Source organism: Micromonospora phytophila (assembly GCF_023656545.1).
In the GTDB taxonomy this organism is placed as follows: domain Bacteria; phylum Actinomycetota; class Actinomycetes; order Mycobacteriales; family Micromonosporaceae; genus Micromonospora; species Micromonospora phytophila.
Genome location: NZ_JAMOKF010000069.1, coordinates 1 through 20,351 on the forward strand (window position 1 = coordinate 1; position 20,351 = coordinate 20,351).

At 71.0% G+C, this 20,351-nt stretch carries 20 protein-coding genes and 1 pseudogene; 12 read left to right on the plus strand and 9 right to left on the minus strand.

Annotated elements, in window-relative coordinates:
* Window positions 1-382, minus strand: a pseudogene (locus NCC78_RS11745) (cell shape-determining protein MreB); the annotation flags it as partial.
* 741 nt (window positions 383-1,123) lie between these two features.
* Entirely contained in the window at window positions 1,124-2,350 is a 1,227-nt protein-coding gene (locus tag NCC78_RS11750; RefSeq protein ID WP_250794295.1) for a PucR family transcriptional regulator, read from the minus strand.
* 542 nt (window positions 2,351-2,892) lie between these two features.
* Between NCC78_RS11750 and NCC78_RS11755 the strand changes: the two genes are divergently transcribed.
* Window positions 2,893-3,048 carry a hypothetical protein gene (locus NCC78_RS11755; protein ID WP_250794296.1) on the plus strand — a complete coding sequence of 52 codons (156 nt, stop codon included), beginning with the start codon at window positions 2,893-2,895 and terminating at the stop codon, window positions 3,046-3,048.
* A 272-nt stretch (window positions 3,049-3,320) separates the two neighbouring features.
* Here the strand turns inward: NCC78_RS11755 and NCC78_RS11760 are convergent, their stop codons facing one another.
* On the minus strand, window positions 3,321-4,397 hold the full coding sequence (locus NCC78_RS11760) for a bifunctional NAD(P)H-dependent oxidoreductase/GNAT family N-acetyltransferase (protein ID WP_284706289.1): 1,077 nt from the start codon (window positions 4,395-4,397) through the stop codon (window positions 3,321-3,323).
* 31 nt (window positions 4,398-4,428) lie between these two features.
* Here NCC78_RS11760 and NCC78_RS11765 point away from each other — a divergent pair, with 31 nt between their 5' ends.
* Window positions 4,429-4,932, plus strand: coding sequence for a MarR family winged helix-turn-helix transcriptional regulator (locus NCC78_RS11765; RefSeq protein ID WP_250794308.1), 504 nt, complete (start codon window positions 4,429-4,431; stop codon window positions 4,930-4,932).
* 4 nt (window positions 4,933-4,936) lie between these two features.
* Here NCC78_RS11765 and NCC78_RS32050 read toward each other — a convergent pair whose 3' ends face one another.
* A complete protein-coding gene (locus NCC78_RS32050) occupies window positions 4,937-5,587 on the minus strand; it encodes a ketopantoate reductase family protein (RefSeq protein WP_308220898.1) in 651 nt (216 codons plus the stop codon).
* Window positions 5,588-5,633: 46 nt separating this feature from the next.
* Here NCC78_RS32050 and NCC78_RS11775 point away from each other — a divergent pair, with 46 nt between their 5' ends.
* The 8 genes from NCC78_RS11775 to NCC78_RS11810 all read left to right on the plus strand — a co-directional run bounded on the left by NCC78_RS11775 (window position 5,634) and on the right by NCC78_RS11810 (window position 13,692).
* Window positions 5,634-6,596, plus strand: coding sequence for an AraC family transcriptional regulator (locus NCC78_RS11775; protein ID WP_250794312.1), 963 nt, complete (start codon window positions 5,634-5,636; stop codon window positions 6,594-6,596).
* Window positions 6,597-6,784: 188 nt separating this feature from the next.
* Window positions 6,785-8,533, plus strand: coding sequence for an FAD-dependent oxidoreductase (locus NCC78_RS11780; RefSeq protein ID WP_250794314.1), 1,749 nt, complete (start codon window positions 6,785-6,787; stop codon window positions 8,531-8,533).
* Window positions 8,530-9,591: a maleylacetate reductase gene (locus tag NCC78_RS11785; RefSeq protein ID WP_250794316.1), complete on the plus strand. Its 1,062-nt coding sequence runs from the start codon at window positions 8,530-8,532 to the stop codon at window positions 9,589-9,591. The genes NCC78_RS11780 and NCC78_RS11785 overlap by 4 nt, the downstream gene beginning before the upstream one ends.
* On the plus strand, window positions 9,588-10,475 hold the full coding sequence (locus NCC78_RS11790; protein ID WP_250794317.1) for a hydroxyquinol 1,2-dioxygenase: 888 nt from the start codon (window positions 9,588-9,590) through the stop codon (window positions 10,473-10,475). The genes NCC78_RS11785 and NCC78_RS11790 overlap by 4 nt, the downstream gene beginning before the upstream one ends.
* 3 nt (window positions 10,476-10,478) lie before the next feature.
* A complete protein-coding gene (locus NCC78_RS11795; protein WP_250794319.1) occupies window positions 10,479-11,669 on the plus strand; it encodes a thiolase family protein in 1,191 nt (396 codons plus the stop codon).
* Between the two features lie 3 nt (window positions 11,670-11,672).
* Window positions 11,673-12,371: a 3-oxoacid CoA-transferase subunit A gene (locus NCC78_RS11800; protein WP_250794320.1), complete on the plus strand. Its 699-nt coding sequence runs from the start codon at window positions 11,673-11,675 to the stop codon at window positions 12,369-12,371.
* Window positions 12,368-13,036, plus strand: coding sequence for a 3-oxoacid CoA-transferase subunit B (locus NCC78_RS11805; RefSeq protein WP_284706290.1), 669 nt, complete (start codon window positions 12,368-12,370; stop codon window positions 13,034-13,036). Before NCC78_RS11800 ends, NCC78_RS11805 begins: the two co-directional genes overlap by 4 nt.
* 191 nt (window positions 13,037-13,227) lie before the next feature.
* On the plus strand, window positions 13,228-13,692 hold the full coding sequence (locus NCC78_RS11810) for a nuclear transport factor 2 family protein (protein ID WP_250794322.1): 465 nt from the start codon (window positions 13,228-13,230) through the stop codon (window positions 13,690-13,692).
* 329 nt (window positions 13,693-14,021) lie between these two features.
* Here NCC78_RS11810 and NCC78_RS11815 read toward each other — a convergent pair whose 3' ends face one another.
* From NCC78_RS11815 to NCC78_RS11825, 3 genes are all read right to left on the minus strand, one after another.
* Window positions 14,022-14,936: an RNA polymerase sigma-70 factor gene (locus NCC78_RS11815; protein ID WP_250794326.1), complete on the minus strand. Its 915-nt coding sequence runs from the start codon at window positions 14,934-14,936 to the stop codon at window positions 14,022-14,024.
* Window positions 14,933-16,093 (minus strand): NAD(P)/FAD-dependent oxidoreductase, encoded by a 1,161-nt coding sequence (locus NCC78_RS11820; RefSeq protein WP_250794327.1) that lies wholly within the window; start codon window positions 16,091-16,093, stop codon window positions 14,933-14,935. Before NCC78_RS11820 ends, NCC78_RS11815 begins: the two co-directional genes overlap by 4 nt.
* Before the next feature lie 133 nt (window positions 16,094-16,226).
* Window positions 16,227-16,778 (minus strand): YciI family protein, encoded by a 552-nt coding sequence (locus tag NCC78_RS11825; protein ID WP_250794328.1) that lies wholly within the window; start codon window positions 16,776-16,778, stop codon window positions 16,227-16,229.
* A 325-nt stretch (window positions 16,779-17,103) separates the two neighbouring features.
* Here NCC78_RS11825 and NCC78_RS11830 point away from each other — a divergent pair, with 325 nt between their 5' ends.
* A complete protein-coding gene (locus NCC78_RS11830; protein WP_250794330.1) occupies window positions 17,104-17,490 on the plus strand; it encodes a hypothetical protein in 387 nt (128 codons plus the stop codon).
* Window positions 17,491-17,600: 110 nt separating this feature from the next.
* Here the strand turns inward: NCC78_RS11830 and NCC78_RS11835 are convergent, their stop codons facing one another.
* Window positions 17,601-18,263, minus strand: coding sequence for a response regulator (locus NCC78_RS11835; RefSeq protein WP_250794333.1), 663 nt, complete (start codon window positions 18,261-18,263; stop codon window positions 17,601-17,603).
* 156 nt (window positions 18,264-18,419) lie between these two features.
* On the minus strand, window positions 18,420-19,550 hold the full coding sequence (locus NCC78_RS11840; protein ID WP_250794334.1) for a sensor histidine kinase: 1,131 nt from the start codon (window positions 19,548-19,550) through the stop codon (window positions 18,420-18,422).
* Between the two features lie 142 nt (window positions 19,551-19,692).
* Here NCC78_RS11840 and NCC78_RS11845 point away from each other — a divergent pair.
* Window positions 19,693-20,351 (plus strand): carboxymuconolactone decarboxylase family protein (locus NCC78_RS11845; protein ID WP_250794341.1); only part of this gene is annotated, 659 nt, incomplete at its 3' end.

Sequence of the window (20,351 nt, forward strand, 5' to 3'; positions counted from 1 at the left end):
CACCGACCACCCGGCCGTCCTTCAGGACGGCCACCTCGGTGAGCTGGGCGCCGACGTCGGCGAGCAGCAACGTGCCAGCGGCAGCCCCGGCCCCGATGGCGCCCGCCCGTACGGTGTCGACGAACAGCAGCCGGGACGGCGCGAGCACAGCGGTGAGCACGCGGCGCATCGCCTCCTGGTCCGCGCTGCTGGAGAGCACCGGGCGGCAGGCCACGACCAGCGCCCCCACCGGCACCGGGGTGCGGTGGTCCCGCAGCAGCCGCCGCAACTCGACGACACAGCGGGGACCGTCCACGACCCGGCCACGCCGCACCACTGGCGTCCGCAGCCCCTCGCCGACCGGGACGCTCAGCACACCGCCGGGCCCCAGCCACATCCGCAACTGGCGCTGCCGAGGTCGACGGCAATCGGGTCGGGGTGGAGGGTCACCGCCGGTCGGGTGGCCCGGGTACGGCCGGCGACGGCCTTGGCGCTGTCCGGTGCGGGACCAGAGGTGACGTGGACGGGCATTCCGACCTCTTTCACGGAGGGATACGGCGGTCCCGGCGCCGTCGGCGGGACGGCGCGGAAGGTAGGCGGTGACGCCGGGAGACGAGGCGCGGGTGGAGCGTCAGGCCCAGATGCCGGGGAGTGTTGTCGTCACCGGGCCTGGAGGCGCCGACCGCTCCGCCGGCCGGGGCGGCGGCGGACAACCGGCGGGCAGGGGTGGCAAAGCCACCGGCGTACGGGTCGTCATCACCGCCTCCTCACTGGTCGGGTCCGCGTCGGACCTCCAGCGTCGGTCGAAAACCAGGAGCTGACATTGCACGGTGCCGGCCAACAACCTCTCGCCTGTTTGCCGGCCGCCGGAGAGGACGACCGCCCGCCGTTCGACGGCTGACCGCTGGCGACGCGCTGTCGATGCTGGCGTGGTCGTCGCGGCTGTCCGTGCCGGTCGCGTGGCACAGCGCCGCCGGATCGGCGTGGTCGAGTACCACGGGAATGACCGCCGGGACGTCGTCCACGACGACCCGGACGACCCGGACCGGATGGTCAGCCTCGCCCTACCCGTGCCCAGGCGACCGCCCTGGCCGCCCTGCTCGGCTTCCCGGAACTGGTCGCCGCCCCTGACTGACGGGCTACGTCAGCGGCCCGGCAGCGGCTGGCGCGGCCAGTCCAGCGCCCGCGCGCCGAGGACGGCGGCGTGCAGGGTGAACCGGTGCCGTGGGTCGGCGGGGTCGTAGCCGCTGAGCGTCCGGATCCGGTCCAGCCGGTAGGTCACCGTCCGGACCGACACGTGCAGCCGGCGGGCGGCCTCGGTGGCGATCTCGCCGCAGGTGAAGTACGCATCCAGGGTGTCCAACAGCGGCTCGGCCCCGCCGCGGGCCCGGGCCAGCGGACTGAGCACCGCCTGCACGAGGTCGACCATGGCCGGCTGGTCCCGCAGCAGAACCCGGTAGATGAGCAGGTCGTGGGCGTCCATGACGGCGGTGTCGGCGTGCAGCCGCTGGGCCATGGTCAGCGTCTCGCGGGCCTCCTCGTAGGAGCGCGCGATGCCGTACAGGCCGGGGTGGGGGCGGCCGACCGCGACCTGCCAGGGCCGGCCGCGCGCCAGCCGGTCCAGCTCGGCGTGCATCAGCCGGCCCAGGTCGCCGACGGACGCGCCCTCGAGCGAGCCGCGGTCGGGCGTCACCGTGTCCGCCGGGGCGATCACGACGAGCAGCCCCTCCTTCGTGGCCACGAGCACGTCCCGGTCGCCCAGCCGGTCAAAGATGACGCGTTCCAGGGCGCTGATCGCCGCGTCGGTGTCCGGCAGTCGTAGGCTCGGCGACGCGAGGGCGACCTGGTGCACCCGCGCCAGGTCCAGCCCGAACGGCTCCGCGCGCTCCACCAGGCCGCCCAGGTCCGAGTCGCCGCGCAGCAGGTCGTCGACGAGTTCACGGCGCAGCGCCTCCTCCCGGCGGACCAGTTCCCGGCGAGCCACCGCGTACCCCTCGGCGAGGGTGGCCACCGCGGCGTCGACGACGTGCAGCACTGCCTCCGCCGCGGCGCGCACGGCCTCACTGTCGGTGGGGCGCTCCAGGTGTGGCAACCGCTGCCAGAACCGCCGGGCCGCGGACAGGTAGAGCCGGACCGCCCGCCCCGCGGAGACACCCTGCTCGGCGGCGCGCCGGCCGAGCACCCCGACCGCGTCGAGTTCGCTGCGGCGCGGGCGGCGCCCGGTCGCCGCCGCGTCGGCCAGCAGCCGTAAGTAGTCGCCGAGCAGTTCCACCGGCACCCCGCCGGCGTCGGCGCTGGCGGCGTGGGCGACCTCTGCCAGCCACGGGTCGTCAGAGCGGGCCGGGACGGCCCGGCGGACGCTTCCGGTCATCCCGTACTCCTCCCGGCACGTGGACGGCGCCTACCGCCGGTCCGGTCCGGCCAGACTATGGGAACCAGCCAACCCGGCGTCCGCGTGCCCGCAGGCGAGCAGCTGGTCATGGCCACCGTGCCGAAATCGGCGAAGGTTCGGGCACTGCGGCAGAACCCCAGGGTGGCCCTCACCATCGACACCTAGGACGAGTGGCCGCCGCGAGTGCTGCTGATCCGCGGCGCGGCGCGGGTCGAGCTGGTCGACGGGGTGCCGGATTCCTACGTCGAAGCGTCCCGGAAGGTGGTCCCGGCCGCGCACTTCGAGGGCTGGGAGCAGGGGGTGCGGGCGCTTACCCTCTGTGACCATGGCCATACGGGGGATGCTTGCTTGATGGCGCGACCCTCACTACCTTTGCTTTGTCAAGCAAGGTATCCAGGGATCGTTGTGGGCTTGGCTCGGTCAGTCGTGCGAGCGGATCTCCGTGCAGCCGGACCTATGCCGTTGCCCTTGCGCGTATCCGGATGCCTACCGCGCCCCGTGTCGTCGTTCAGGAGTCGGACATGATTTATGGGGGAGCTCACCGCAGCAGCCGCGACGAGCAACGATGCCGGGCGGTTCGGCGGCGGATCCGGGAGACGCTCGCGGTCCGCCGGGCCGCCGCAGCGGCCGGGCAGCCGAGCGTCAAACTGCCCGACGAGGCGAAGCCGGCCGCTTGACGAGGCGCGACCGGTCGGCGCGGGCCCAAGGACGGCGCGGTCCAGTCGGGGAGCCGATCGGGAGCAGCGGAGTGACTTGACCGCTTCTCCTGATGGCATCGGCCGAGGCGATGGCCGGCTCACGGTGAGGAAGCCCGACCTGGTCATCCAGGATTGTGCCCGGCTGTGAACCGAGCGTCACCCAGCCGCCGTACCGATGTGCGGAGGCTCGATCAAGCACTGAAGATTCGTCGGCAGCCCGGCCGCTGCGCACCGGGCGGTCAACGTCAGCGTCAGCACTGCCTGACGGACATGTCCTTGGCGAGGCAGGTGATTCCGTCAGGATCGGCGAGTGGCACCGACTGGTATCCCTCGCTGTGGTAAAGATCGATGTTCCGCAGGCTCTTCGCGCCGGTGAACAGCAGGACGCGGCGGCAATCCGGTTGGGCATCGGCTTCGGCGGTGCGTAGCAACCATCGGCCCAGCCCCTGACCTCGCAGGTCGGGCACGACGGCGAGTCGACCCACGTGCCAGTCGGTGTCGACGCGACGGGCCCGCACCATGCCCAGCAGTCGGCCGTCCAGCCAGATGCCCGTGGTGTGCCAGGTCGCCAGCCAGTCGCGTACCTCTTCCAGCGACTCGTGCAGGGCCGGTATGGCCAGGGTGTCGTTGACGACGGCCTCGTCCACCCAGCAGCACCGCTGCAGCACGAGGGCCTCGGACGCGTCGTCGGGGGTCAGGCGTCTCACGTAGGACCCCGGCAATGGTCCGGACAGCGTTTCGGGTCGTGCGCGTTCGCGCAGTGGCCGTAGGGCGTGAGCGACCCGGACCAGTTCGTCCAGCAGCCCGACACCCGCCGTGTCGCGGGCCGCGTCGGACCGCAGCCGCCCACTTTCCATGGCTTCACCGATGCGAATCGCGACCGTGGCGCCCAGCGGAACCAGGCGCAGTGTGGTCACCACCTGCTTGGCATGCTGAACCGACCGGGTGCCCGCCGACGTGTGTCCGTAGCTGACGAAACCGATCGGCTTCCACGCCCATTCGCGGCTGAGGTAGTCCAGCGCGTTCTTCAGCGTCGCCGGCATCCCGTAGTTGTACTCGGGCGTGACCGCGATGAACCCGTCCGCCGCGTCGACGATCGCGCTCCACCGACGTGTGTGCTCATGCCGGTAGACACCCGACGACGGGTGCTCCTCCTCGTCGAGGAACGGCAGGTCCAGATCGCTGAGGGCCACCGGTACGAGCTCGACGCCGAGCTCCGCGGCATGAGGGGTGAGCGTTTCGGCCAGCCACTGTCCCACCAGGGGCCCGAGGGCGCCTGGGCGGGTGCTGCACATCAGGACAAGGACACGAACCGGTTTCGTTAACATGGAAACGAAGCCTAGGTGCTAGGTTGATTACATGTCAACTAAGCCGCCGCCCGGGACCGTACGCTGGTTGAACCCTGACGAGGAGCGGGCGTGGCGGGCGTTCCTGCGCGTAGTGGTCGCCGTTCAGGCCGGCACGGCGCGGGATCTGGCCGCGGTCGGGCTCTCCGAACCCGACTACGAGGTACTGAGCACCCTGTCGGAGCGGCCCGGCCACACCAGCACCCTGGGGGAACAGGCCGACAAGATGGGCTGGTCACGCAGCCGGCTGTCCCGGCACGCCACCCGGATGGAGGCACGCGGTCTCCTGAGGCGCGCACCCGATCCGACCGACGGCAGAGGCTGCTTCCTCGAACTCACGCCGCAAGGTCTGGACGCGCTCGAACAGGCCGCGCCGGCCCACGTCGAATCGGTACGACGCCACTTCATCGACCGGCTCGCCCCAGAAGACCTCATCGCCATTGAACAGATCGACCGGAGGCTGGGAGAACCCCGGGCCGGCGACGATCGACCACCGAAGCGGCACCCGTCGGCATGATCGGTCAGTAGAGGCCCGGGTGGCAACGCCTTCGATACGACCCGCCGGGATCCACCGCGGCCAGGCCGATGCCGGCCAGTGGGCCGCCGAAGTCGTGGAAGAACCACCACGGCACCCCGTTCAGCGCCGGGACCAGCACGGTCTCCGGGGTGAGCAGCGGCACCAGCGCGGGCGCGAGCGCGGGCAGGTAATGCGCCTTCACCGCGAGGATCACCACGTCCTGCGGACCCAGTGCCGCGGTGTCGTCGGTGGCCGCGGCGACCGGGGCGGCCTGCGGCCCGCCGTCGAGCGAGTTCAACAACCAGCCGTGGGTACGCAGCGACGCCAGCGTTTCGTTCCTGGCCAGGGCCGACACGGGCAGACCGGCCAGGGCCAGGCGCGGACCCCTCGCCGGAGTGGCGGGCTGCCTATGTGCAGGGGGTGTGACCAGGAGCCGCCGGCCCGGCCTGACCCAACCCGCCACAGCGGCTGAGAAATAGCGACGAATCTCCCAGCGAGAAACGTCAGATGATGACGACGGGGGCCATTTTCCAGCACCATCTGATCGGGTGCTCGCAAGGTGCCTCGGGTAGGCCGTTCGCGGATTTCGATAAGGCATCCATCGACCTCGGGCAATTCGCGTATCCGGAGCATTTCTTTGAGTGCGATGTGTCATTCATCGCGCTATGCTGGCTTCGGGATCGGGGCCGAAGACAGTGGGGGTGACCGTGACGACGGGTTCGGCGACGGCCCGGCGGCCGGTGAGCTTCAGCACCGGGGGGCTCCCGGAGGCCCAGCGGATCGCGCTGTGGGAGGACCACAACGCGCACGCACTGATCGGCCTGCGGTGTCACACGTTGGGCGGGACGCCGTTCGACGGGACCGAGCTCAACCTCGAGCTCGAGCAGTTGCATCTGGCCCGCGTCCGCAGCAACGCACATGTCGTCGAACGCCCGGCCGAGGTGATCCGCAAGCATCCGACGGACGCGGTCGCGGTCTACCTGACCCTCGTCGGGGAGGCATTCTTCTACCACGACGACGGGGTGCTCACCCTGCGGCCGGGACAGGCCCTGATCTGCGATGCCGATCGTCCGTTCATGCGCGGCTTCTCGCATGGCCTGGAGGAACTCGCGATCAAGGTGCCGCGTCCGCTTTTCCGCGAGCTGACCGGCCTCAAATCGCTCAACACCCCGTTGGTGCGCGGTTTCGCCGGGGGTGATGTGCCGGCACGGACGTTCGCGAGGCTGATCGACCGTGCTCTGCGTCCCGAGGGAGGCGAGCCCGTCGACGAACGGATCGCGCTCGACCTGCTCGCGAGCATGGCCGGCAGCCGCCCGGTCAACCTCGGCACGGTGCATCTGGCCAACGCGCGTACGTTCATCGAGGATCACCTGACCGACAGCGGCCTGACTGCCGCCCGGGTCGCGACCGGCATCGGCATCAGCGAACGCCACCTGTCCCGGGCGTTCGCCGCCGCCGGCACCACTGTTCCGCAGTACGTGCTGGCGCGGCGGCTGGAACGTGCCCGTGCGCTGCTCGCCTCCTCGCCGCAGTTGCCGGTCGGTGAGGTCGCGGCGCGCTGTGGCTTCGGCTCGGCCACCCATTTCTCGCAGGCGTTCCGGGCGCGTTTCGGCCTACGCGCCACGGACCTGCGTCGGCAGGCCCGGGCGGGCCGGCTCGGTTAGTTCTGGAATTCCGCCACAGCTTCGCCTTTCCGCCGTGTTACGGCTTCAGCCCTTGCTGCGGCGGCAGAGCGCCGCCGCACACTTGTCGAGCGAGTGGCCAGGACCACACGCCCGGCAGTGGAGTGGGGGAGCTGATGGCACAGTTCAGCGACGGGATGGCCGAGACGCCGCTACCTCAGGGATCGACGGTGACGACCGACGTCGTCGTCATCGGCTCGGGCCCGGCGGGAGCGGGAGCAGCACTGTTCCTGTCCACACTCGGAATCCCGAACATCATGATCACGAAGTACCGCTGGACGGCCAACACCCCGCGGGCGCACATCACCAACCAGCGCGCGATGGAGGTCTTCCGCGACCTGGGCATCGAGGACCAGGTGCTCGCCGACGCCACTCCCCACGAGCTGATGGGCGACACCGTCTTCTGCACCTCGATCGCCGGCGAGGAGATCGGGCGGATCCTCACCTGGGGTACGCATCCCGCCCGGCAGGCCGACTACCGCCTCGCGTCACCGTGCCTGCCGGTCGACATTCCCCAGACCCACCTGGAACCGATCCTGGTGCGCAACGCCGTGATGCGGGGTACCCAGGCCCGGTTCTCCACGGAGTACCTGGGGCACCGGCAGGACGCCGATGGCGTCAGCGTCGAGGTTCGGGACCGCCTCACCGGCGAGGAGTACACGATCCGGGCCAAGTACCTCATCGGTGCCGACGGCGCCCGCTCCAAGGTCGCCGCCGACCTCGGCCTTCCGATGGAGGGTGCGATGGACGTCGCCGGTTCGATGAACATCACGTTCAAGGCCGACATCTCGTCGTACGTCGGACACCGGCCGTCGGTGCTCTACTGGGTGATCCAGCCCGGGTCGAACGTCGGCGGAATCGGGGCCGGACTGGTGCGGATGGTGCGGCCCTGGAACGAGTGGCTCATCGTCTGGGGCTACGACATCAGCCAACCCCCACCGGTCGTCGACGAGGCCGCCGCCGTCCAGATCGTGCGCAACCTGCTGGGGCTGCCGGACATCGAGGTGGAGATCACCGGCACGTCGTTGTGGGGCAACAACGAGATGTACGCGACCCACCTGCAGTCGGGGCGGGTGTTCTGTGTCGGAGACGCGGTCCACCGCCACCCGCCGAGCAACGGTCTGGGGTCGAACACCTCGATCCAGGACTCCTACAACCTCGCCTGGAAGCTGGCGGCTGTCCTCCGTCGGCAGGCCGCGCCTTCGCTGCTGGAGACCTACTCGGTGGAACGCGCGCCGGTGGCCAGGCAGATCGTGCAGCGCGCGAACAGGTCCAGTCGCGAGTTCGTTCAGTTCTTCGAGGCGCTGGGCCTGCTCGACGCCTCAGACGAGGCCGAGATGGCCGCGCGCATCGAGGAGCGCAAGGCCAACACCCCCGAGGGGGCGGCCAAGCGGGCCGCGTTGATGTCGGCCATGGAGCTCAAGCACTACGAGTTCAACGCCCACGGTGTCGAGCTGGGGCAGTTCTACGAGTCCGACGCGGTGGTCTCCGACGCCACGCGACGGCCGGAACCGAGCCGGGACCCGGAGCTGTACTACGAGACGTCCACGGTCCCGGGATCCCGGCTGCCGCACGCCTGGGTGGGCGATGCCCGGCACAAGGTCTCCACGCTCGACCTGGCGCCGATGACCCGGTTCACGGTGTTGACCGGCATCGCCGGGGAGCCGTGGGTGGCGGCTGCCGAGAAGGTCGGCCAGGAGTTCGGCGTGCCGCTGGAGGCCGTGGTGATCGGCCCCGGGTGTGAGGTGACCGACCTGTACTACGACTGGGCGCGGGTGCGAGAGGTCGAGGAGGACGGCGTGCTGCTGGTGCGCCCGGACAAGCACATCGGCTGGCGGTCGATGCGGCTGCCCGCCGATCCGGAGCGGGCGCTGCGCGAGGCGATGTCGGCGATCCTCGGCCGGGGTGGTGCGGCGTGAGAGTCAGGTTCACGCACGAGACGCTGCCGCAGCGGGTGGTGTTCGCCTCGTACGAGGCGGCGGGTCTCGTGGCCGACGAGGTGGCGCGGCTCGGCGCCGCCCGCCCGATGGTGATCGCCGCGGCGGCCGACAGCGCGCTGGCCGACCCGTTGGTGGCCGCCCTGCCGACCGCGGTGCGCCACACCGAGGTGGTGATGCACGTGCCCACCGACGTTGCCGAGCGGGCCCGCACGGCCGCCGAGAAGCACGACGTCGACGTCGTCGTCAGCATCGGTGGTGGCTCCACCACCGGCCTGGCCAAGGCGGTGGCGCTGACCACCGGGCTGCCCATCGTCGCCGTCCCGACCACGTACGCGGGTTCGGAGGCCACCAACGTCTGGGGGCTGACCGAGTGCGGCCGCAAGACCACCGGGGTCGATCCCCGCGTGCTGCCGCGGTCCGTCGTCTACGACGCCAGCCTGATGCTGTCCCTGCCGGTGCCACTGAGCGTGGCCTCCGGACTGAACGCGCTGGCGCACTGTGTCGACTCGATGTGGGCGCCGCAGGTCGACCCGATCGACCAGGCCCTGGCGCTGGAGGGCATCCGCGCCCTTCGCCAGGGACTCCCCGAGGTCGTGCGCGATCCGCAGGGCATCGAGGGGCGCGAGCAGACGCTGTACGGGGCCTACCTGGCCGCCGTGGCGTTCGCCTCGGCCGGCTCCGGGCTGCACCACAAGATCTGCCACGTGCTCGGCGGGATGTACAACCTCCCGCACGCGCAGACCCACGCCGTGGTGTTGCCGTACGTCCTCGCGTTCAACGCACCGTCGGTCCCCGACATCGGGCAGCGGATGGCGGCGGCCTTCGGTGAGGCGTCCGCGCTGGAGGGGTTGCAGCGCCTGCGGGAGCGGGTGGAGGCACCTCGCGCCCTGCGGGACTACGGGCTGCGCGAGACCGACATCCCGGCCGCGGTCGACGCGGTCCTGGCGGTCGTGCCGCCGAGCAACCCGACGCCGGTCACCCGGGAGAACCTCGAGGACCTGTTACGCCGAGCATGGGACGGAGGGGAGCCGGCATGAGCCTGGAGCAGCAGAACCGCGAGTCGCAGCTCGTCGAACGGGTGGTCGCGTCGTTCGACAACGCGCCGGATCAGCGGGTCAGGGAGCTGATGCAGGCCCTCACCCGGCACCTGCACGCCTTCCTGCGGGAGGTGCGGCTGACCGAACAGGAGTGGCAGCGCGCCATCGAGTTCCTCACCGCCGCCGGGCACATCACCGACGATCGGCGTCAGGAGTTCATCCTGCTCTCCGACGTCCTGGGCGCCTCGATGCAGACCATCACCGTCAACAACGAGGCGTACGGCGACGCCACCGAGGCGACGGTGTTCGGCCCGTTCTTCGTCGACGGCTCACCGGAGATCGAGCTCGGCGGTGACATCGCGGCCGGAGCGTCCGGGCAGCCGTGCTGGGTGGAAGGCACGGTCACCGACACGGACGGCAAGCCGGTGCCGCATGCGCGGATCGAGGTCTGGGAGGCCGACGAGGACGGCTTCTACGACGTCCAGTACGGCGACGACCGGGTCGCCGCCCGGGGCCACCTGTACAGCGACGCGGACGGAAGCTACCGCTTCTGGGGGGTCACTCCGACGCCGTACCCGATCCCGCACGACGGCCCGGTCGGCCGGCTGCTGGCCGCCACCGGACGGTCCCCGATGCGGGCCTCACACCTGCATTTCATGATCCAGGGGGAGGGATTCAGAACCCTGGTGACGCACATCTTCGTCCGCGGAGACGAGCTGCTGGACCGCGACAGCGTCTTCGGCGTACGGGACTCGCTGGTCAAGGAATTCGAGCCACAGCTGGCCGGTTCCCCCACCCCCGACGGCCGCGACCTGGGAGACCGCGCGTGGTCACGCGTGCGGTTCGACATCGTCCTGGCGCCGGCGGCTCACGAGGAGGCCTGACCCATGCCCACCGACGTGTACCTGTACGACGCCGTACGCACCCCGTTCGGAAGGTACGGCGGTGCGTTGGCCGGTGTGCGGCCGGACGACCTGGCGGCGCACGTGCTGCGGACGTTGGTCGAGCGCGCGCCCGCGCTGGAACCGGACCGCGTCGACGAGATCGTGTTGGGCAACGCCAACGGCGCCGGGGAGGACAACCGCAACGTCGCCCGGATGGCCGGCCTGCTGGCCGGCCTGCCGACGTCGGTACCGGCCACGACGGTGAACCGACTGTGCGGCTCCAGCCTGGACGCCGCCATCGTCGCCTCCCGGCAGATCGCCCTCGGCGAGGCGGACGTGTTGCTGGTCGGCGGTGTGGAGTCGATGAGCCGCGCGCCCTGGGTGCTGCTCAAGCCGCAGAAGGCCTACCCGGCCGGGGATGCGACGCTGGTGTCCACCACCCTGGGCTGGCGCCTGGTGAATCCGCGGATGAATCCGGAGTGGACGGTCTCGCTGGGCGAGGCCACCGAGCTGCTCGCGATCCGTGAGCGGGTCGGCCGCGACGCGCAGGACGTCTTCGCGCTGCGCTCGCACCAGGCGGCTTCCCGAGCCTGGGAGGCGGGGTTCTACGACGACCTCGTCGTCGGCGTGCCCGGGGTGGAACTCGCCCGCGACGAGTCCATCCGGTCCGACACCAGCCTGGCGAAGCTCGCCGCGCTCAAACCGGTGTTCCGCAGCCAGGACGGCACGGTGACCGCCGGGAACTCCTCGCCGCTCAACGACGGCGCGTCCGCGGTGCTGCTGGGCAGCCCGTCCGCCGAGGAGATCGTCGGTCGGCCGCCGCTGGCGCGCGTCGCCGGTCGCGGGGCTGCCGCGAACGACCCGCAGTACTTCGGGTTCGCGCCGGTGGAGGCCGCCAACCTGGCGCTCAAGCGCGCCGGCATCGGCTGGAGTGAGGTGGGCGCGGTCGAGCTGAACGAGGCGTTCGCCGCCCAGACCGTGGCGTGCATCAACGCCTGGGGCGTCGACCCCGACATCGTCAACGCACACGGCGGCGCCATCGCCATCGGCCACCCGTTGGGCGCCTCCGGGACCCGCGTGCTCGGCACGCTCGCCCGCTCGCTGCGGGCCTCGGGCGAGCGGTGGGGGGTCGCCGCGATCTGCATCGGTGTCGGGCAGGCGCTCGCCATGGTCCTCGAGAACATGGACGCCTGAGCCGTGGCCAGCATCCTGGACAACCCGTACGCGGCGGTCGCCGGGATCCCCGACGGCGCCACGGTGATGATCGGCGGATTCGGCACCGCCGGTCAGCCGGTCGAGCTCATCGAGGCGCTCATGGCGTCGGGCGCCACGAATCTCACCGTGGTGAACAACAACGCCGGAAACGGGGACGTGGGCCTGGCGGCGCTGATCCGTGCGGGCCGCGTGCGCAAGATCGTGTGCTCCTTCCCCCGCCAGCGGGACTCCTGGCACTTCGACCAGAAGTACCGGGCCGGTGAGATCGAGCTGGAGCTCGTTCCGCAGGGCAACCTTGCCGAGCGCATCCGTGCCGCGGGTGCCGGCATCGGGGCCTTCTACACCCCCACCGGCTACGGGACCTCGCTGGCCGAGGGCAAGGAGGTCCGGGAGATCGACGGAAGGCACTACGTGCTGGAATACCCGCTGCGAGCGGACTACGCCCTGGTGAAGGCGCACCGGGCCGACGAGTTGGGCAACCTGGTCTACCGCAAGACCGCCCGCAACTTCGGGCCGATCATGGCGACGGCCGCGACGACGACGGTCGTGCAGGTCGAGGAGGTGGTGCCGGTCGGCGCGCTCGACCCCGAGGTCATCGTCACTCCGGGCATCTACGTCGACCGCATCGTCCGCGTGCCGGCACCCGTGCCGGTGCCCGAGCCGGTCGGAGCGGGTCAGTGACCGGGGTGACCCGGCGCGGGCTCGGCAAGGACGAACTCGCCGCCCGCGTCGCGCGCGACATCCCGCGCGGAGCCTTCGTGAACCTCGGCATCGGGCTCCCGACCCGGATCAGCAACCACCTCTCCGCGGACAGCGGCGTCGTGCTGCACACGGAGAACGGCATGCTGGGCATGGGGCCCGAGGCGCAGGGGGATGCGGTCGACCTCGACCTCATCAACGCCGGCAAGGTTCCCGTGACCGAACTGGCCGGCGCCTCGTACTTCCACCACGCCGACTCCTTCGCCATGATGCGCGGCGGCCACCTGGACGTCTGCGTGCTCGGCGCCTACCAGGTGTCGGCCCGCGGTGACCTCGCGAACTGGCACACCGGCCGGCCCGACGACATCCCGGCCGTCGGCGGCGCGATGGACCTTGCCATCGGGGCCAAGGAGACGTTCGTGATGATGGACCTGCTGTCGCGGGACGGGGTTCCGAAGCTGGTGCCGGAGTGCACCTACCCGTTGACCGGTGTGGGCTGCGTCAGCCGCATCTACACCGACCTCGCGGTGTTCCTCATCGAGGACGAGGGTGTGGCAGTACGGGAGCTGTTCGACTGCACGTTCGACGAACTTACGCGTCTACTCGCGGTCCCGCTGCTGAATCGAACCCCCAAAGGAAGCCGATGACCGGCACCTGACACGCAGCCTCGGACAGTGCCACCGGATCCAGCATGTGCCAAACCGACATGTGCCCCGGCGGACGCCGATCCCGGGGTATTCGTCACCGGCGATCTCGCCGCCTCGTAACGAGCCGCGCGGGCGGCGCACCAGGGGCTGTTCGAGCCGCCCTGAAACCATCGAATCGAAAGGAGTCGACCATGGCACTGACCAACCAGACCATGACCGATGAACAGCGCAAGTCGGTCGCCTTGGAATACCTGAAAGGCTTCGACAACGGTGGTGTCACCTCCACTGGGGGCACCATTCTGGACCTGTTCGCCGACGACGCCCAGGTGTACTTCCCGAAGTGGGGACTGGCCACCGGAAAGGAACAGATCGGCAGACTGTTCGCCGAGGTGGGTGGCACGATCAAGAAGATCGAGCACCACTATTCGCACTTCAACTGGATCTTCTCGGGAACCGACACCGTGGTGTGCGAGGGCGCCAGCCACGGCGAGCACCGGGACGGACCGTGGCGTGCCGGGCTTCCCGAGTGGGGCGCCGGACGCTGGTGCGACGTGTTTGAGATCCGGGACTGGAAGATCCAGCGCGTCTTCATCTACCTCGATCCCGACTACGCCGGGCAGGACACCGCTCGCTACCCCTGGTTGCAGCTCGGGTGACCCGAGCCGGCCGAATGTTGCGGCAGACCTGGCGGAGCTGAGCAGTCGTGTCCCCGTCGGCCCTGGGCGCAGCAGGTGCCGCATCGTTTCGTCCTACTCATCCGGTTCCCAGGCCATGAGCAGGTCGTCGCAGGTCGTCGCGCTCTACGACCAGCTGGCCGGCAACACCGCCGAGACGCGTACCTCATCCGTCGCCGCGATCAGCTGGCCGGCCCGTGGATCGCACCACCCCGGTCACCGGCCACAGCCGCATACCCCAGCAGCGGCAAGGCGAGGACGTCGCCGCGTGTCCCAGGTCGCGCCGCCTCCCACCGCGTCGACGGAACAGGTCAGCGGGCGGGCTCGATGCGGTGGACGGTCCGGGTGGCGACGGCGTGGAGCTTGTCGGGGTTGGCGACGTTGTGGATGCCCGCGATGCGGCCGTCCTCGTCGAGGTCGAGGGTGAGCGTGGCGATGACGCGGCCTCTGCCGCTGAACACGATGCCCGGCCGGCCGTTCAGTTCGACCAACTCGACCGCCATGTCGGCGGGCTCGACGCCCTGATAGGGGCGGGTGGCGATGCCCGCGAACCAGGCGGCGACCCGGTCCGCGCCGGTGACCGGGCGCATCGCCTGGCGGACCTTGCCGCCACCATCGGTCCACAGCGTCACGTCCGGTGCGAGCAACTGCATCAGCACGTTGATGTCGCCGCCGGTGGCGGCGGTGAGGAAGCGCTCGGTGACCTCCCGCTGCCGCGCGCGATCGGCCGGGAAGCGTGGCCGCCGGGCCTGCACGTGCCCGCGGGCGCGGTGCGCGGCCTGGCGTACGGCGTCCTCCGAGCGGTCGACGGCCTCGGCGATCTCGGCGTAGCTGAAGCCGAAGGCCTCCTTCAGTACGAACACCGCACGTTCCAGCGGGGTCAACGCTTCCAGCACCACGAGCAGGGCCATCGACAGCGCGTCCGTGGCTGCCACGTCGTCGGCGGTGTCGGTGCTGGTCAGGATCGGCTCGGGAAGCCACGGGCCGACGTACGTCTCCCGCCGGACCTGGGCCGACCGCAACCGGTCGAGCGCCAGGTTCGACACGATCCGCGCCAGGTACGCCTTGGGGTCGGCCACCTGCGACCGGTCGGCCGCCGACCATCGCAGCCAGGCGTCCTGCACCGCGTCCTCGGCGTCGGCCGCGGTGCCGAGGATGCGGTACGCCACGGAGAACAGCAGGTTCCGATGCTCGTCGAACACCTGCCCACGCGGGTCGGGAGTCATCGGGTGTATCGGCCGCCGCGACGCCACGCGAACAAGCCCGCGGATGGGAATCTCTTCAGCCGAACGAACGACGGCCACGGCGACGAGCTCACGGTCTCCTTGTACCAGACGGCTGGCCGGCCGGTCAGGCAGAGCCTCTTGGGGCTGTCGTCGGGATGGGTGAACTGGACGACCGCGTCATGACGGCCCAGGCTGACCGGGGCGTGGAAATAGCCGAACCGGAACCGGCGGGGCTGCCGACCGGTCAGTTCCCGCGCGATCGACAGCGCGGCGTGCACACCGGTCGGCATGCCGCTCTGGCAGGTGCCGTGCATGACCCCGTAGCCCTGCCGGACGGCGGCCGCGTCACCGATCGCGTACACCTGCGGGTGCGACACCGACCGCAGCGTGTGGTCGGTGACGATGCGGCCGCGCTCGTCGACCCGCAGACCCGCCGCGGCCGCCAGCGGCGACACCCGCACCCCGCTGGTCCACAGCACCAGGTCGGCCGGGACGCTGTCGCCGCCGGCGAGATCCACCGCCTCGGGCCGCACCTTGACGATCTCAGCGCCGCTCAGGACGCGCACACCCAGCCGGGCGAGCGCCCCCTGCACGTACGCCTTCGCCTTCGGCCCCATCGTCGATCCCGGCTCCTGCCTGCCGATGAGCACCACGTCCAGGGCGGGGTACCGTTCGGCGATCTCGGCCGCCGCCTCGACACCGGTCAGCCCGCTGCCACAGACGGCCAGGGTTCCGGTGCCCAGGTCGGCCAGCCGCCGCGCCAGAAGCTCGGCGTCGTGGGCGCTGTTCAAGGTGTACGCGTGGTCGTCCACCCCGGGAACGGCGGCGGTGTCGGCGACCGAGCCGAGCGCGTAGACCAGCCGGTCGTACTCCAGCAACCGCTCGTCGTCGATGCGGACGGTACGGGCGGCGGAGTCCACGCCGGTGACCCAGCCGCGCACGAAGTCCACCCCGGTACCGTCCAGCAGGTGCGAGATGCGCAGATCGGCCAACTGCTGCCCGGAGGCGGTCTGGTGCAACCGCAGCCGCTCGGTGAACCGCTCGTCCGCGCTGACGACGGTGATGTGTACGTCGGCGCGGCGCTTGGTGCGCGCGGCCAGGCTCACGGTCGCGGCCATTCCCGCGTACCCCGCGCCGAGAATCACGATCCTGTTCATGTGCCTGCTCCTTCTCGCGTTGAGGACGACAACCTCGAGACGAGGGGGTGAGGACCCGTCGTGAGGCGGGGTGACGGGGGTCACAGGAGCTCCCGACGCTGAAGGGCTGGCCAGCCCTTCAACGTCCTCGTTCTCATGGCCGCCGCCCGCCGAACTGCCAGTTGTGCACCTCGACGTCGGCGTACCGGTTCGGGGTCAGGATGGCGCTTGCCGTGTCCGGGTCCGGTGCCCGGACCAGCGCTGCGGTACCCAGCCAGGTCGCGCCGTTGTCGGACAGCAGCGGCCCGTAGGCGATCAGCTCGTCCGAATCGGGCGGCACGGTCAGGTCGGCGGCCTGCCCCGTGCCGAGGCCCAGCACCAGGTACCGGTTGCCGCCGGTCCGGCCGCCGGGGAATTCCCACATGGTCCGTCCCAGCGTGTTGCGCCACCGGCGCAGCAGCACGTCGCGGTACACGCCCGCCTGGTAGTTGGGCTCGTCGAAGGCGAACGCGCGAGCAGCGGCGGGATCGGGCAAGTCGACGATGTGCAGGCTGCCAGTGGGCGTGCCGCCGCCGTCGGCGAGGGTCGGCCCGCGGGCAATCATTCCCGTCGCGTACCGGTCCATGTAGGACCTGTGCTCTTCCAACAACTCGTCGCGCAGGGCGACGGAGCCGGGCCGGTCACGGTGGTAGCAAAAGAATTCCATGCCCACAGTCTCGACAGATGGCGGACAGCGACGTAGCCCTCGTCGGCAAGATCACCAAACTGGGGACCCGGTGACCATCGAGATCGTGCCCGAGAACATCACCGGAGCCTGGCAGGAGCGGCGGCTTGGACCTGCGCCCGGTAGGCGCTCACGGCGGGGTTGTTGACTGCCAGCCGCTGGGCTCAGTGCACCACTGCCGCACGCCCGGCGCCTACTGTTACGAGGCGGCTCCACTGACGATCGGCGTTGCCGTGATCAGTGAGGGAGAGCGATGTCAGGCAGGTGGGCGGCCGTCGCGGGTGGCCTTGTGGCAGCGGTAGCCACGGTGGGCTACGTCGCGGGGATGATCCCGGGCGATGCTGCTCGGGCGACAGTCGACCACTGCTACGTCACTTATGACCGTCAGGAGCGGCTGCACAGCCGGTGTGTGGGGCACTGGACGCGGGCCGGCCGTGTCGTTTCGGGACCGGTCAAGGGCGTGGATGTCAGCCAGCACTGGCAAGCGCTCACGGTGGATCCGGGCCCGAACTACGAGTGGGAAGTGAACGTGCCGGAGGCCGCTCGCCATCAGGTCGCCGTCGCTCACCACATGCGCGCCTATGTCGTCCCCCGATTCGTGCCGATCCTGCTGGTGGTCCTGGAGCTGGCAGCGGTTGGCCTTCTCGGCTGGGTTGCGGTGAGCGGGCTACGACGGCGAGCGGGGGCCGCATAGGAAGGACACAACGAACACGAGTTCCTCGGCGTTGCGCGACCGCCGGTACCACTGGCGCTGCGTCTACTCACCACGTCGAAATGGACTTGCTGGCGTACCGCCACCGGCTGTCACCGGCGACGCGGCGTGATCAGCCCCGACTCGTAAGCCCACACGACCAGCTGGGCGCGGTCGCGGCAGTGCAGCTTCATCATCGCCCGGTTGACGTGTGTCTTGACGGTCAGCGGGCTGATCACCATGCGCTCGGCGATCTCGTCGTTGCTCAGCCCCCGGGCAACGAGTTCGACGATCTCCTGTTCCCGGGCGGTCAGCACGTCGCGTCCGGCCCCCGGGTCGGCCGGCGACGGGCCGGCGACGAACTCGCTGATGAGCGTACGCGTGACCGCCGGGGCGAGCAGCGCGTCGCCGCGGGCCACGACGGCGACGGCGCGCAGCAGGTCGGCGGGGTCGGCGTCCTTGAGGAGGAACCCGCTGGCGCCCGCGCGGAGCGCGGCGAAGACGTAAGAGTCGAGCCCGTAGTTGGTGAGGACGAGGACGCGGACCGCGGCGAGGCCGGGGTCGGCGGCGATTCGCCGGGTGGCTTCGATGCCGTCGAGCCTCGGCATCTGCACGTCCATCAGCACGACGTCCGGCCGCAGGCGTCGCGACAGCTGGACGGCCGATGCGCCGTCGGCGGCCTCGCCGACGACCTCCAGGGCGTCCTCGGCGTCGAGCAGTGCCCGGAATCCGGCCCGCATCAGAGCCTGGTCGTCGGCGAGCAGGACGCGGATCATGCCGGCTCCTCCCTCCGGTCGGAGCCGCCACGATCCGTGGCGGACCGAGCTGGTTGGACCTCGCGCAAGCGCTCGGTCATGCCGGCTCCTCCCTCCGGTCGGAGCCGCCACGATCCGTGGCGGACCGAGCTGGTTGGACCTCGCGCAAGCGCTCGGTCATGCTGAACCGTCCAGCGGGAACGTGGCCCGTACCGCGAACCCGCCGCCGTCGCGGGCGGCGGCCTGCAGTGTGCCGCCCAGTCCGGTGACCCGTTCCCGCATGCCGCGCAGGCCCACACCCGGTGTCACCGGCCGGACCGGCGACGTCTGGCCGTCGTCGGTGACCGAGACGGTCAGCTGTGCCGGGGCGTACTCGACGTGTATCTGGGCGGTGGCGGGCCCGGCGTGGCGGGCCACGTTGGTCAGGGCCTCTTGGACGACGCGGTACCCGGCCTGGTCGACCTCGGCGGGCAGGTCGCGGGGCTGACCGGTGACGGTGACGTGCACCGGTACGCCGGCCGCCCGGGTCCGCTCGGTGAGTTCGCCCACCCGGGCCAGCCCGACGCAGTCTGCGTCGGCGGGTGAGCGCAGGACGTCCAGCGTCGCCCGCAGTTCCTGCATCGCGGCGCTGCTGGCCTCCTGGATCGCCAGCAGCGCGGCCGACGGTTTTTCGCCGTGCTTGCGGGCCAGGTGCACGGCGATCCCGGCCTGCACCTTGATCAGGGAGATGTTGTGGGTCAGCGAGTCGTGCAGATCTCGGGCGATGCGCAGGCGTTCCTCCCCGGCGCGGCGCAACGCCATCTCCTCGCGGGTGCGTTCGGCCTCGATCGCCCGCTGCTCCACCTGTTCCAGGTACGCCCGGCGCTGCCGCGCGACGAGCCCGGCGACGTTGGCCGCCACAAACCAGCCCAGCAGCAGGGCGGTCCGCTCGGTGATCTGCTGCGCGGGCCGGTCGGCGGGTGCGACCGAGATGTCGCGGGCCAGGAAGCCGCCGAGGAAGACGAGACTGGCCAGGGCGGCGGCCGATCGGCGCCCCCGCCAGGCGGCGACGTAGACCGCGCCGAGGACGGGGAACGCGGCGGACACCCCGGGGTGTACCCGGATGTGGAGGGCCAGCATGGCGGCGGTCACCGCGATCAGCGCCACCACCGGGTACCGCCGGCACAGCGCCAGGGCCGCCGCCATGACCAGGACCAGGGCGACGTCGATCGCCCGTACCGGGGCGGCGTCCGGCGCGAGCGCGGCGTTGCCGAGCAGGAGGACGCCGAGGGCGGCGCCGCTGAGAGCGTACGGAAGGTCGCGGCGCATGACGGCACTGTAGAACGGTTGCGGTCAGGGAACATCCCGCGTCTGCGGTAATGAGGCGTACTGCGGACGCGGTATCGGGGGCCGGGCAAGTGCCTGCGGTGGCACGACGTTTTCCCGGCCTGCCGAGGCAAGCATCGTGCCCATGACATACCGCTTCTTCACTCCCGGTCCGGCGAAGGCTGCGACCGGTCTCACCGCGCGGGTCTACCGGCAGTTGCGGGACGAGTTCCTCGGGCCGGTGCCGACCTTCCAGGCGCTCTCGGCCGTGCCGGAGGTGCTGGCCGCGACCTGGGCGCTGATGCGTGAGGCCCTGCTCGCCGGGGACGCGTCCCGGGTCGACCGCGAGCTCGTCGCGTCGGCGGTGTCCCGGGCCAACCGCTGCCGGTTCTGCGTCGACGCCCACGTGATGCTGCTGCACGCCTTGAGCGAGCATGAGCTGGCCGAGGTCATCGCCCGGGGCGGGACGCCACCGGAGCCGAGGCACGCCGAGCTCGCCGGCTGGGCCGAGGCCAGCCGAAGCCCCCGGGCCGCCGCCTGGACCAGCCCGTACCGCCCCGAGGTCACCGGCACCCTGCTCGCCTTCCACTTCATCAACCGGATCGTCTCGGCGCTGCTCGATCCGGATCTGCTGCCCGGCGGCCTGCAGCGGTCCCCGGTGGTGCGGTCCGTCGGGGGCCGGCTCTACGCCAGGAGCGCCCGCGAGCCGAGGGAGCCTGGCGGCAGCCTCCCGCTCCTCGAGGTCGCCGCGACGGCGCCACCGGCTTGGGCCGGGGACAGCCCGGTCGGCGTCGCGTACGCGTC